This is a genomic window from Thermosynechococcus sp., assembly GCF_025999095.1.
Lineage (GTDB): Bacteria > Cyanobacteriota > Cyanobacteriia > Thermosynechococcales > Thermosynechococcaceae > Thermosynechococcus.
In genome coordinates this window covers 466,423-479,451 of sequence record NZ_AP024678.1, presented here as the reverse complement: position 1 = coordinate 479,451, position 13,029 = coordinate 466,423, and the positions used below count along the sequence as shown (strand labels likewise).

14 protein-coding genes are annotated in these 13,029 nt (G+C 54.5%); 10 read left to right on the top strand and 4 right to left on the bottom strand.

The window, feature by feature from the left end; translation table 11 throughout:
* Positions 1-63 precede the first annotated feature (63 nt).
* From Q0W94_RS02405 to Q0W94_RS02380, 6 genes are all read left to right on the top strand, one after another.
* On the top strand, positions 64-417 hold the full coding sequence (locus tag Q0W94_RS02405; RefSeq protein ID WP_297760602.1) for a hypothetical protein: 354 nt from the start codon (positions 64-66) through the stop codon (positions 415-417).
* Positions 414-1,532, top strand: a complete 1,119-nt coding sequence (locus Q0W94_RS02400) for an FAD-binding oxidoreductase (RefSeq protein WP_297760599.1) — start codon at positions 414-416, stop codon at positions 1,530-1,532. The genes Q0W94_RS02405 and Q0W94_RS02400 overlap by 4 nt, the downstream gene beginning before the upstream one ends.
* Before the next feature lie 26 nt (positions 1,533-1,558).
* Positions 1,559-1,669, top strand: coding sequence for a photosystem II reaction center protein PsbM (gene psbM, locus Q0W94_RS02395; RefSeq protein ID WP_011057887.1), 111 nt, complete (start codon positions 1,559-1,561; stop codon positions 1,667-1,669).
* Positions 1,670-1,747: 78 nt separating this feature from the next.
* Positions 1,748-2,866 (top strand): iron-containing alcohol dehydrogenase family protein, encoded by a 1,119-nt coding sequence (locus tag Q0W94_RS02390; RefSeq protein WP_297760596.1) that lies wholly within the window; start codon positions 1,748-1,750, stop codon positions 2,864-2,866.
* The gene (locus Q0W94_RS02385) at positions 2,867-4,063 is read left to right on the top strand and encodes an aspartate aminotransferase (RefSeq protein ID WP_297760593.1); all 1,197 of its coding nucleotides are present in this window, start codon (positions 2,867-2,869) and stop codon (positions 4,061-4,063) included.
* Positions 4,064-4,079: 16 nt separating this feature from the next.
* Positions 4,080-5,957, top strand: a complete 1,878-nt coding sequence (locus tag Q0W94_RS02380; protein WP_297760590.1) for a potassium transporter Kup — start codon at positions 4,080-4,082, stop codon at positions 5,955-5,957.
* A gap of 13 nt (positions 5,958-5,970) precedes the next feature.
* On the opposite strand, the gene Q0W94_RS02375 is transcribed toward Q0W94_RS02380, so the two are convergent.
* Positions 5,971-7,242, bottom strand: coding sequence for an ABC transporter substrate-binding protein (locus tag Q0W94_RS02375; protein WP_297760587.1), 1,272 nt, complete (start codon positions 7,240-7,242; stop codon positions 5,971-5,973).
* 11 nt (positions 7,243-7,253) lie between these two features.
* The gene (gene mscL, locus Q0W94_RS02370) at positions 7,254-7,670 is read right to left on the bottom strand and encodes a large conductance mechanosensitive channel protein MscL (RefSeq protein WP_297760584.1); all 417 of its coding nucleotides are present in this window, start codon (positions 7,668-7,670) and stop codon (positions 7,254-7,256) included.
* A 223-nt stretch (positions 7,671-7,893) separates the two neighbouring features.
* On the opposite strand from mscL, the gene Q0W94_RS02365 reads away from it, so the two are divergent.
* The 4 genes from Q0W94_RS02365 (at position 7,894) to Q0W94_RS02350 (ending at position 11,189) form a co-directional block, all read left to right on the top strand.
* Positions 7,894-8,886: a 30S ribosomal protein S1 gene (locus Q0W94_RS02365; protein ID WP_297760581.1), complete on the top strand. Its 993-nt coding sequence runs from the start codon at positions 7,894-7,896 to the stop codon at positions 8,884-8,886.
* 1 nt (position 8,887) lies between these two features.
* Positions 8,888-9,913 (top strand): 4-hydroxythreonine-4-phosphate dehydrogenase PdxA, encoded by a 1,026-nt coding sequence (gene pdxA / locus Q0W94_RS02360; RefSeq protein ID WP_297760578.1) that lies wholly within the window; start codon positions 8,888-8,890, stop codon positions 9,911-9,913.
* An 85-nt stretch (positions 9,914-9,998) separates the two neighbouring features.
* The gene (locus tag Q0W94_RS02355) at positions 9,999-10,322 is read left to right on the top strand and encodes a DUF1825 family protein (protein ID WP_011057879.1); all 324 of its coding nucleotides are present in this window, start codon (positions 9,999-10,001) and stop codon (positions 10,320-10,322) included.
* Positions 10,323-10,334: 12 nt separating this feature from the next.
* Entirely contained in the window at positions 10,335-11,189 is an 855-nt protein-coding gene (locus tag Q0W94_RS02350; protein ID WP_297760575.1) for an aminotransferase class IV, read from the top strand.
* Here Q0W94_RS02350 and Q0W94_RS02345 read toward each other — a convergent pair.
* Together Q0W94_RS02345 and Q0W94_RS02340 are read right to left on the bottom strand one after the other, a co-directional pair.
* Positions 11,186-12,307 carry an aldo/keto reductase gene (locus tag Q0W94_RS02345; RefSeq protein ID WP_297760572.1) on the bottom strand — a complete coding sequence of 374 codons (1,122 nt, stop codon included), beginning with the start codon at positions 12,305-12,307 and terminating at the stop codon, positions 11,186-11,188. The two genes, Q0W94_RS02350 and Q0W94_RS02345, sit on opposite strands and share 4 nt — an antisense overlap.
* A 1-nt stretch (position 12,308) precedes the next feature.
* Positions 12,309-12,824 (bottom strand): bifunctional nuclease family protein, encoded by a 516-nt coding sequence (locus Q0W94_RS02340; protein WP_297760569.1) that lies wholly within the window; start codon positions 12,822-12,824, stop codon positions 12,309-12,311.
* Positions 12,825-13,029 lie beyond the last annotated feature (205 nt).

Here is a 13,029-nt window from a genome sequence, read left to right as displayed (position 1 = left end):
CATTTGCGCCGTGATCACACCAGAACCATTATTTGCAGATTATTAGTTTACCACTTGGCGGTTATGGCTCGATATGCTCGTGTTGTTACGATTGCACTCCCCCGGGCACGGCTAAAGGAAGAGCTGGTGCAAACCCTAGAGGCCTGCGATTTGACAGTGACCCATGTCGGGGATGATTACGTGGTGGCACGGGAGAGGACGGTCGATACTATTTCAATGTCCCAACTGGTTACCGTTGAAGTCCTGATTGATAAAACCACACCCCAAAAGGATGTCACCAAGTTTGATCTGGTGCTCAAGAACAAGGAACTGACCCTCAAGAAAAATAATCACTGCTTTGAATGGTTTGACCGTGTGAGTCGCGCCATCGCCGAAAATGAAAACTGGGAATTAGTGAATACAGTTGCCACGCTGTGACGGTGCTGCCAGCAAATGCAACGGTGACGATTGTGGGCGCCGGCGTGGTGGGTTCGGCGATCGCCTATGAACTGAGTCGGGTTCTTGATGCAGCGGCAACACCGATTCTTGTCCTTGAAGCCCAGGGGGAGGAAGATTGGCAAGCGACAGGCGCCGCCCTAGGGGTTCTCATTGTCCATCTCAGTCGGCGGCGGCGCGGACGCAACTTTCAACTGCGCCAGGCCAGCTTGGCACGCTACGAAACCCTGATTCCAGAACTGGAGGCGCAAACTGGGATCCAGATCCCCTACCAACGCCAAGGCATTCTGGAAATTTGCACCACAGAAGCGGCGGCGATCGCTACCCAAGCATGGCTGCAAGAACAGGCCCCCCAAGGCGCGCAGTGGCTCTCGGCCCAGGCGGTGCAGGATCAATTTTCCCTTGTGAATCCTCAGCTTGTTCACGGCGCCCTGTGGGCAACGGGCGATCGCCAGGTCGCACCGAAACCCTTCACTCAAGCCTTGCGCCAAGCCGCTCGTCAACGGGGGGTGCAATTCCGCTATCAAAGCCCCGTCAGGTCTTTACAGCGATCGCGGGGGTGGGTTCTGGAATTGGATCAGGGCTCGGTTGAGACCGAATGCCTAATTTTAGCGGCGGGTCTCGGGACAACGCCCCTCACTCAAGCCCTGGATCGCCCTGTTACTCTGGAACCGGTTTTAGGACAAGCCCTAGAGTTCGCCTGTCAGGTTGAGGCGAATACACCAGTGATGACCGCTGAAGGGATTCATTTTGTCCCTTTGCCTTGGGGGCAGGTCTGGGTGGGTGCCACTGTGGAGGGCAACACTTTAATTGGGAATCCCCAAACCCTTGCTCAACTCCATAGACGAGCCAGCGAGCTTTGGCCGGTTTTGCAAACAGCTCCCTTAACGCAACAGTGGCAGGGAGTGCGACCGCGTCCGAGCGATCGCCCAGCACCAATCATCGAAAAAATAGACGACCACACTTGGCTTGCCACCGGGCACTACCGCAACGGTATTTTGCTGGCTCCCGTAACCGCCCAAAACATTGCCGAATCTGTGATCACCACCTTGGCTGGGAGCGATCGCCCCCAGGGGCGCACAGCATTGATAAAATAAAATTCAGCGTTATTGGGACAGATACCATGGAAGTCAACCAACTCGGCTTGATTGCAACTGCCCTGTTTGTGCTGGTGCCAAGCGTGTTTTTGATTATTTTGTACGTGCAAACGGAAAGTCAGCAGAAAAGTAGTTAAGATAGTGGAAAATCTCTATGGCAAGAGCGAAAACCGCTCTATGCTGCGAGAAGCTCCTGCCGTTTGTTTGTACAGCCTGTGACTGCTGCTTTTTCATCCCTTTGCATCGCGCCTACCCACGTCTATCGCGGTTGGTCAATTCTCTCCCCAGCCGGGGAAGCTATTGCACAATTGGGGCATCATCCCCTTTTAGTGGTTTCACCGCAGCGGTATCAGCTGCTTGAGCAGGAGTGGCAGGCGATCGCCCACTGCTATGATCTTAGCTTCACCGTAGGAACATTCCACGGGGAGTGCAGTGAGTCTATCCTTGCCCAACTCCGCCAAGAGGCTCAAGGCAGTGATCTGATCATCGGCATTGGCGGTGGCAAAGCGTTGGATACCGCTAAGCTCTTGGGGCACCAACTTCACTTGCCCGTGGTGACCATCCCCACGTCGGCAGCCACCTGCGCTGCTTGGACAGCCCTTTCCAATGTTTATACAGAGGCCGGTGCTTTTGCCTATGATGTGGCACTCCACCGTTGCCCAGATCTGCTGCTGTTGGACTACGCCCTGATTCAAACAGCTCCGAAGCGAACCCTGCTTGCCGGCATTGGTGATGCCCTGGCCAAGTGGTATGAGGCTTCGGTGAGTAGTGGCCACCGCCAAGAAACCCTGATTGTCGCTGCTGTACAGCAAGCGCGGGTATTGCGCGATATTCTCCTACAGCAGTCTGCCGAAGCCCTGGCGAATGTGGGCAGTCCCGCTTGGGAAAATGTGGTTGATGCCAGTGTCCTGATGGCAGGAATGATCGGTGGATTGGGGGGTGCCCAATGCCGCACAGTAGCAGCCCATGCCATCCACAACGGTTTGACCCAACTGCCCCAAAGTAAGGGCACCCTCCACGGTGAAAAAGTGGCCTACGGTATTCTTGTCCAACTACGCTTGGAAGAGATTGTCCAAGGCAGTCAACTGGCCACCAGTGCTCGCCATCAACTTTGCCAGTTTTATGAACAGGTGGGTCTGCCCCTGAGTTTAGAGGATTTGGGCTTCCGAGAGGCCAGCTTGGCGCAACTCCAGCACGCAGCTACGGTTGCCTGTGCACCCCATTCCGATATTCACTATCTGCCGTTTCCCGTGACCCCTGACCTAGTCCTAGAAGCAATGGTGTCCACCGTGGTCGGCTACAGCGCCAAAGTCTTGGATGGGAGTGCCCGCTAGATGGGGTTAGAGTGGATTCAGCCAGCCGATCGCCTTGGGGCATTGCCCCCCTACGTTTTTGCTCGCCTTGATGAACTCAAGCTGAAAGCGCGGCAGCAGGGACTCGACCTCATTGACTTGGGCATGGGTAATCCCGATGGCTCAGCACCGCGGCCAGTGATTGAAGCCGCTATTGCTGCCTTTGAGGAACCCAGCTACCACGGTTATCCCCCCTTTGAAGGCACAGCCGTTTTCCGGCAGGCCATTACTCGCTGGTATCAGCGCCGCTATAATGTTTTCCTGGATCCCGAGGGTGAAGCCCTACCCCTTTTGGGATCAAAGGAGGGACTGACGCACCTTGCCCTTGCCTACGTGAATCCGGGGGATGTCGTCCTTGTGCCTAGCCCGGCCTATCCTGCCCATTTTCGGGGGCCGGCGATCGCCGGTGCCAACATCTATTCCCTCCTTCTCAAACGGGAAAAGGGTTGGCTCATTGATCTCAGTGAGATTCCCAGCGACATTGCCCGCCAAGCCAAGGTTTTGTACTTCAACTATCCCAGCAACCCCACGGCGGCGATCGCCCCCCGCTCCTTTTTTGAAGAAGTGGTTGCCTTTGCCCGCGAATATCAAATCCTTTTAGTGCATGACCTTTGCTACGCCGAACTGGCCTTTGATGGCTATCAACCCACCAGCTTACTCGAAATCCCCGGTGCCAAGGAAATCGGCGTTGAGTTCCATACCCTCTCAAAAACCTATAACATGGCGGGTTGGCGGGTTGGGTTTGTCGTGGGCAACCGCCACATTATCCAGGGCTTGCGTACCCTGAAAACCAACTTGGACTATGGGGTTTTTTCGGTTTTACAGAAAGCCGCAGAGGTCGCCCTGAGCCTGCCCGATAGCTACATTGCCTCCGTGTGCGATCGCTATCGTCAGCGGCGAGATTTTCTGATTCAAGGCTTGAATGAACTTGGCTGGCAACTCACCCCAACCCAAGCAACCATGTATCTCTGGGTGCCCGTCCCCCTGGGCATGAGTTCGACAGATTTTGCCCTCAAGCTGCTTCAGGAAACGGGTATTGTTGTGACCCCCGGCAATGCCTTTGGCGAAGGCGGTGAAGGATACGTGCGGATCAGTCTCATTGCCGATTGCGATCGCCTAGGTGAAGCCCTTAAACGCATGGCTCAAGCGAATATCCGCTTCGATAGCTTAAGTCACTAACTCACTCCATCCAGCCATGACTAAAACGAATGCTGACCATCAACCCTCAAGGTTGCTTATTCTGGGTGCCCTCGGCGTCGTCTATGGTGATCTCGGGACAAGTCCCCTCTATGCCTTTGAGGAAACCTTTAACCCTCTCCACCTCCTAGCAGTTACCCCTGCCAATATCTACGGCATTCTCTCTTTGATCCTCTGGGCGCTTGTCCTTATTCCAACCCTGAAATACGCAACCTTTGCCCTGCGTGCTGACAACGGTGGTGAAGGGGGCATTTTTCCCCTGATGGCCCTTGTCCTCTCGCGAATTCGCCTCAGTTCCCAATGGCGGCGCTGGGTGATCATTTTCGGCCTGGTGGGGGCGGCCATGTTTTATGGAGATAGCACGATTACCCCTGCAATTAGTGTCCTCTCTGCCGTTGAGGGGTTAGAGGTACTCAGTCCTCAGCTTGGGGCTTGGACAGTTCCACTGACGGTGGTTATTTTAGTGGGGTTGTTTTGGTTTCAACATCGGGGTACCACCCAAGTGGGGCAGGTCTTTGGCCCTATCATGTTCCTCTGGTTTATGACCCTAGGCATCCTTGGGGCCATCCACATCTTCGAGCAGCCCCGAATTCTGAATGCCCTCAATCCTTGGTGGGGAGTACAACTGCTTTACAGCCATCCTCCCCAAGTGTTTTTCCTCTTGGGAGTAGTGATTTTGGCACTGACGGGTGCCGAGGCCATGTATGCCGATATGGGACACTTTGGCATCCAGCCAATTCGCTTGGCGTGGTATCGTCTGGTCTTTCCCGCCCTTGCCTTGAATTATCTGGGGCAGGGTGCGTTCATTCTCAAGCATCCAACAGCCACCCATAATCTCTTTTTTCAACTTGTACCTGAGTGGAGCGTATTGCCCCTAGTCATCCTCAGTACATTGGCCACCGTCATTGCGTCTCAAGCAGTGATCTCAGGCGCTTTTTCAATGACGGCGGCGGCCATAAAGTTAGGCTATCTGCCTCGCCTGCGCATTGATGCTACGGATGATCATCACCGTGGTCAGATTTATATTCCTGTGATCAACTGGTTGTTACTGGTGACGGTTGTGCTGTTGGTCATGACCTTTAGAAAGTCATCGGAACTTGCAGGTGCCTATGGTTTGGCGGTTAACCTAACCATGGTGGTTACAACCCTCTGCTTGATTCTGGTGGCGCGGCACCTATGGCGGTGGTCTATTCTGCAAATTGGCCTTGTTTGGGTCAGTATTTTAGTTATTGAAATTGCTTTCCTAATCGGCAACGCTCTCAAGATTCCCCACGGTGGGTGGTATCCCCTCGCTTTCGGTGGGGTTGTCTATATGCTCTTAGGGACGTGGCGACAAGGGCAGGTTCTGCTGCGTCAGCAACTCCTGCAAGCGAATGCGCGTTTCTCCCTCAAGGAGCTGCTCAGTCAAGGGGTTGCCCGTGTGCCGGGGATTGCTGTTTTCTTCTCACCCCTTCCCCACACGATTCCACCCAGCTTTATTCAAAACCTTCAGCACAACCATGTGTTGCATCAGCAGACGATTTTTATCCATTTAGCAACTGCGAATTCACCCCATGTGCCCCTATCGGAACAATTGGCCTATAGGGTCACAGATGTCGGTATTTATGAAATCATCCTTACCTCGGGGTTTCGCGATCGCCCGGATCTGCTACTTGCCCTTGAAACTTGCCAACATGCCCTCAATCTCCCCCTCAAGGGCCAACCCATGAGTTTTTTCTTAGGCCGTCGGACAATCATCCCAACCCACTCCCCCGGCATGACCTATTGGCAAAAGGTTGTATTTGCTTGGCTATACCGCAACGCCGAGGATGCCATGACCTACTTCCGCCTGCCATCTGAACAGGTGGTGGAGCTTGGTATGCAGGTAGAGATTTGAGACCTGGGGAAATTTATCCTAAGCGGCTATTCCATGCGCTTTCTGCATCCGCGAGTGCCTGATCAATTGTCTTTTGTCCTAAGAGAACTGCCTGCAAATTCTCATAGAGGAGTCGTTGTAGCTCCTTAATATCCCGCAGCGGGGGAATGAGAACCTCTGCTTGGCCCATTTGAGCAGCACTGACGGAGCGGGCAATGTCTACAGGAGTGGCATTTGCGCCAATGGTACGAAAGTAGGGATCCGCTAAGGCTGCTTGTGTAGAAGGCAGGACATTTGCTTCCTTAGCAAAGGCAAGTTGGTTGTGATCATTGGTAACAAAGAGGGCAAATTCTACGGCCAGTTCAGGATGGCGACTCTGGCGGGGCACCAGTAAATTCATCACAGCAACATTTTTTTTGCCAGTCTCGCCCGTCAACTGGGGAGCGGGGGCTGAAACCGCTGCAATACCGGGGGCATTGGTGGCGATCGCGTTCAAAAATTCCGGACTGGTCATCAATAGAGCTGTTTGTCCCGATTGATACAGCTCAATGCCTTGACGGTGGCCTTCGGTGAGCACCTGCGGTGGCAAGAGTCCCTGACGATAGAGATCCAGCCAATACTGGAAAACAGCTTTGCCCGCGGCGGAATTAAAGGCAGCACGGCCTTGCTCATCTACTAACTTCACCCCCATCTGCACCATGGCCTGCATCAGTTCGGCAGAGTCCTCGGGTACCATGGTGATAAAGAAGGCATATTTGCCTGTTTTTTCCTTCACCGCTTTAGCTACACTGGCCAGTTCGGCAAAGGTTTGGGGGGGGCGATCGACCCCAGCGGCGGCAAGAATCGCCTTGTTATAAATCGTTACCCGTGAGGTGAGGTACCACGGCACGGCAAAGCTCTTGCCCTCTAACGTCGTAGCCTGCCAGATATTCGGTAGATAGCGCTCACGGACAGCGGGGGGTACATAGTCATTGAGATTTAGCCAAGCATTGCGTCCTGCCAACAACGCCGCAAAGTCGGGATTGAGGTTCACCACATCGGGAGCCGTGCCCGCTAACACCGCCATGAGAATTTTGGTCTGCATTGCCGTCCAAGGAATATCCACCCAGCGCACGTGGACATCGGGATGTTGGGCTTCAAATGCCGCAATCAGGCGATTGAAGTAATCAGTAAATTTCGGTTGCAGTTGCATCGTCCAGAACTCAATCTGGGTGCCTGGGGGAGGCGGTGCTGTTGCGCAACTGATTAGGATGCTCAGCCATAGCCCCACCCATAGCCCAGAGAACCAGCGTTGCCACCGTTGCATTGCCAGGACTCCTAAAGCGGTGGCAGTTCAGCAGTGCAGGCACGGCAGCGAGTTGCTTTGAGGGGTACCCACTCCAAGCAATAGGGACACTCCCGTTGTTCGGGGGCAGGGGGCTTCTTAGGCAGAAAAGGTAAAATCAGCTTCAGGAGAATAAACAGGCTCAGGGCAATTACCCCAAAGTCAAGGAAACTGCCCAAGAACTTGCCAATTCTAAGCCCTGACCCGACGGTGAGGTCGCGCCAGTCGCCCCCGGGAATCAGGGGATTGACCAAAGGCATGATCAAGTCTTCAACAAGGGAAGTCACCATGCGGCCAAAGGCCCCACCGACGACAACAGCGATCGCCAGCTCAATGACATTCCCCCTCAGGGCAAATTCGCGGAACTCCTGCCAAAATTGCTTGAGCTGTCGGCGGTTTAGTCGCGCCATGCCCACTCCTCAGTAGTACACAAAAATTAACATTTATCTTCATCAGTGACCAAAATTTTATCGATTCCGCTAGCCAACGGGCAAACTCTAGGCTAACATTGTAGATCCAGTCAGAAAGTGTTCGAGCGATCGCTGGTATGATTGCGTATGGCACCCACTTCTGCCCGCTTGATAACTCACTATACACCCCCATTTTCGTTAAAGGAGCTAGGAAAACACTCGCATGGTCAATCAGGAAAAAACGTTAGACGTGGGCTTTACGCATGCTGATTTTGCAGCCTTACTGGACCGGTACGATTACCACTTCAACCCCGGCGACATTGTTGCTGGCACCGTCTTTAGCATCGAACCAAAGGGTGCCCTGATTGACATCGGTGCGAAAACCGCCGCCTATATCCCCATTCAAGAAATGTCTATCAACCGGATTGAGAGTCCGGAAGAGGTACTGCAACCTAACGAAACCCGCGAGTTCTTTATCCTGGCGGATGAAAACGAGGAAGGGCAGCTTACCCTCTCAATTCGTCGCATTGAGTACATGCGGGCTTGGGAGCGCGTTCGCCAACTCCAAGCCGAAGATGCCACGGTTCGCTCCCAGGTCTTTGCCACCAACCGTGGGGGTGCCCTTGTCCGCATTGAAGGGCTGCGGGGCTTTATTCCCGGTTCCCACATCAGCACCCGTGTCAACAAAGAAGAGTTGGTGGGTGAGGAACTCCCCCTGAAGTTTTTAGAGGTTGATGAAGAGCGCAACCGCCTCGTACTCAGCCACCGCCGTGCCCTTGTCGAGCGCAAGATGAACAAACTGGAGGTGGGCGAAGTGGTGGTTGGAACGGTGCGTGGGATTAAGCCCTACGGTGCCTTCATTGACATTGGTGGTGTCAGTGGGCTGCTGCACATTTCTGAGATTTCCCACGATCACATTGATACCCCCCACAGTGTTTTCAATGTCAATGACCAGGTCAAGGTGATGATTATTGACCTGGATGCGGAGCGGGGTCGGATTTCCCTTTCCACGAAGCAACTGGAGCCAGAACCCGGTGATATGGTGAAAAATCGCCAGCTGGTCTATGAAAAAGCTGAAGAGATGGCAGAGCGCTATCGGCAGCAGCTCCTGCAACAACAGCAGCAGGCCGCAGGAGAGACCACTGAGGAAGGGATGGAGGATATTCCCGAGGCCACCGAAGACGATTCGGCGGCACCGATTCTTCAAGAAGCCTAGGATGTCCCTTGCCCTCACCCTTGGGGATCCGGCGGGTATTGGCCCAGAAATTCTCCTGAAAGCCCTAGCTCATCTGCCCTCAGAAATGTTAGGGCAGTTTTTTATTGCGGGTACAGGCCAAGTATTAGAGGAGACCTATGCTCGCCTATGTCAACAGGGACAGGTGGCCATTGATCCCGCCCAGCTTCAGATATGGGAGCATCCCCTCGACGCGGTGATTGTGCCAGGGCATCCCAGTGTTGCCAGTGGGGCTGCCAGCTTTGCCTATCTCAAAACCGCCATTCAGCGGGCGATCGCCGGCGAGGTGGCCGGAATTGTAACGGCACCGATTTCTAAGGCCAGCTGGCAAGCGGTCGGTTATACCTTTCCTGGTCAAACGGAAGTGCTGGCTCACTTCACAGGAACTGCCCATGTGGGCATGTTGTTTCTGGGGCGATCGCCGGTGAGCGGCTGGGTTCTGACTACACTGCTAGCGACTACCCATATCCCCCTCCAGGCCGTTCCCAAAGCCCTGACGCCGCAATGCCTAAGCGAAAAACTGGCACTGCTGGTGCAGTTCCTGAAGGAGCGGCGACATCTAGAGCGGCCTCGCATTGCCATTGCTGGATTGAATCCCCACAGTGGTGAGCAGGGACACTTAGGCCAAGAGGAAGTGACTTGGCTGATTCCATGGCTCGCAGCAGCCCAGCAGCAGTATCCCGAAGTTGAACTGATTGGCCCTGTGCCCGCCGATACCCTCTGGATTGGGGCTGCCGATGCGTGGTGGGGACGTCCTGCCCCCGCCACCGCCTACGATGCCTACCTCGCTCTTTACCATGATCAGGGATTGATTCCCGTGAAGATGCTCGCCTTTCGGCAGGCGGTGAATACAACCATTGGCTTGCCTTTTATTCGCACCTCTCCCGATCACGGCACGGCCTTTGATATCGCGGGTACAGGGGTAGCAGACCCCCAGAGTTTTCTGGCGGCGATCGCTTGGGCCCAAACTTTGAGTAAAGGATCGGTTTTCCCTCTCACCCCCGCCTAAAGTGCCTTTGATAAAATGCCATTAGATAACAAACCAAAGAGTCAAGCGTTGCCATTTTGGTTGTTGCTGTATCGGGCAGGGTCGTATGGGATTCTTTGATTCAGAAATTGTTCAACAGGAAGCGCAACGTCTGTTTCAGGACTACCAGCAGTTGATGCAGCTTGGCTCCGAGTACGGCAAATTTGACCGCGAAGGTAAAAAAATTTATATCGAGAAAATGGAAGAACTCATGGACCGCTACCGTATTTTTATGAAGCGGTTTGAGTTGTCCGATGACTTTATGGCGCAGATGACCATCAAACAACTGGAAACTCAACTGAGCCAGTTTGGGATGTCTCCCCAAACCATGTTTGATCAAATGCATCAAACCCTTGAGCGCATGAAAGCCGAAGTGGAACGCCAACCCTAGGGGAGAGGGCGGGTGCTGCTGTGCAACTTGGATGGGGTGATTACGCCAGAGGCCTCCATTTCTGTTTTTGATCGGGGGTTTCTCTACGGTGACAGTGTTTATGAGGTGATTCGTACGTACCGGGGGATTCCCTTTGCCCTGCCAGAGCACCTAGCACGATTGCGCGCCTCAGCCGCCTATCTCTACATGAGTGTGCCCTGGTCTGATGAGTACATTACCCAAGAAGTTCAACGCACGTTAGCGGCTGCCCCCACAGGAGAATACTACATTCGGATTGTGGTGACCCGTGGTGGCGATCGCCGCATTGGCCTATTGCCAGAACCGACCACCCAACCGCGGCTATTGATTGTGTTGATGGCGATCGCCCCCGAACCAACATTGAGTGAACAGGGCATTCGCCTTGCCATTGCAAAGCGGCAACGCACAAGCACTGCTGCCCTTGATCCGGCAGCTAAAACGGGCAATTACCTCAACAATATCTTGGCGCTATTGGAGGCGCAGCAGGCGGGTTTTGAGGACGCCCTTCTTCTCAATGCCCAAGGGCAGATTACGGAGGCCACGACCAGTAACTTCTGGATTGTCCGTGATGGTGTGGTCGAGACACCCCCCACCGCCGTTGGCATCCTCCACGGAATTACGCGCGCGACGCTGTTGCAGATCGTTGCAGACTTGGGTATTCCCCATCGGGAAGTGATTCTCACCCCACAGGATCTAGCAGGAGCCAGTGAGGGCTTTCTCAGTTCCTCGGTGCGCCTGCTAATGCCGATTCGCCAAGTGCATGAGGTTATCTTTCCGGTTTGCCCAGGACCTGTGACCCAACGGCTATGGCGAGAATTATTAGCAGTGATGGCAAAGGCGGCGGCCTAGATCGTCTGCCAAAGGCGCGATCGCGAGCTGCCCTGCAACTGCTCATGGGTTTCCCGCAATAGCCGCGGAATCTCTAAGCGACTGGGACAGCGAGGCAAACAATCGCCACATTCAGTACAGCGGTTGGCGGGTTGTCCGGGAAACCAATGCCCAGCGCGGCCAAACATCCCATAGCGATATTTGCCAAACTCGGTCATGTCGTAGGCGACAGCCAAGTTGTGGAGTCGCAACACCTCGGGAATGTGAATCTCCTGCGGGCAGGGCAGACAGGCATAGCATTGGCGACAGAGATCGCTGCCTAGGGCGGCCTGCATCACCGCTTGGAGGCGATCGCCCACGGCTTGCTCTTCGGGGCTGAGGGGACCCACCTGATCGGCCACGGCCAAGGGAAAGGCCAACTCGGCAACGGTGGCAGGCCCAATGCTCAAGGTTGTGATGGCAGGCTGGCTGAGCAACCAACGATAGCTCCAATGGAGCGGGTGAAAAGGGGCACAGAGATCTTGCAGCCGTTGGGAAGGTTGGTAGAGTTTTCCCCCTTTGTCGGCTGGGGAGATGATGAAAATGCCTAGATTCTGCTCAGCGGCAGCAGCGATCGCTGGGGCATTGCGTTGCTGAAAGTAGGTGTAATGGAGATTCACAAAGTCAAATTGATTGCTGGCGATCGCCGACAAAATGATCTCTAAGGGACCATGACTGGAAAAGCCTAGGGCGCCAATCACCCCCTTTGCCTGCAATTGCCGTAGCATGGCCATCCCTTCACTGCTCAGCCACGCCAGATGCTCAGGGGTATTCACTCCATGGAGGGCGACACCGTCTAAGCGGGGGACTTGGAGACGTTCAAGGGATTGCTCAATTTGTCGCTGGACGTGATCCGCATCCCCTTGGGGCAATAGTTTGGTGGTGATAAAGACGGCGGGCTGCCCCAATGCCTTCAGGGCACGGCCAATGTAGGCTTCGCTGGCACCGTAGGCGGCGGCGGTCTCAATATGGTTAATGCCGTGGGCGATCGCCCCCTCAATCACCGCTTGCATCACCTCTGGACTGCCCAAGGCCCGCATCGTTCCCAGGGAAAACACCGAGAGCTCTAACCCGGTGCGACCAAACGGGCGGTAACGCATCCTAACCTGCGGAGGAATCCTCCTCCATTCCCCGTCCCTGCTGCACAAAATCCTCAGGGCGAATCGAATCTAAAAAGCGGCGAAAGGCTTGGCGTTCTTCCTCGTCTGCATCGCGATCGACGGGAATCGAGGCATCGGCAACAACGGCTTCCATCACCCAAATCGGGCAATCACAGCGCAGGGCAAGCGCGATTGCATCGCTAGGACGAGCATCAATGTCTTTACGCGTTTCTCCTTGGCGCAGCGTCAGCACCGCATAGTAGGTGTTGTCTTCGAGGGAGTGGATGACCACCCGCTCTAGGGTGATATTCCATTCGTTGAGAATATCTGCCATCAGATCATGGGTCATCGGTCGCGGTGCCCGTTGATTTTCCAAGGCCATTAAAATTGCCCGCGCCTCATTATCACCAATCCAGATGGGCAGTGCTCGCCGTCCAGCACCGTCTTTGAGCAACACAATTGGTGTGCGGCGGTTAGTGGCATCAAGGGCAATCCCAGCAACAGTCATTTCAATCATGGCCACCTCAGCGAGCGCAATGGCGGTGCATTCCCTTCTATTATTAACATACAGTTCTTCTTACAAAGATGGCACACCCCCACCCGACTGCCTATGGAAGAAGTCCTGGCGGGGCGCCGCGAGACTCCACAGGTTGGCAAAGGCCTGACAGACAACTGTCCATGGGCAGTGGCAACTAGACACTTTTTGACTTTTTGTTTTGCCT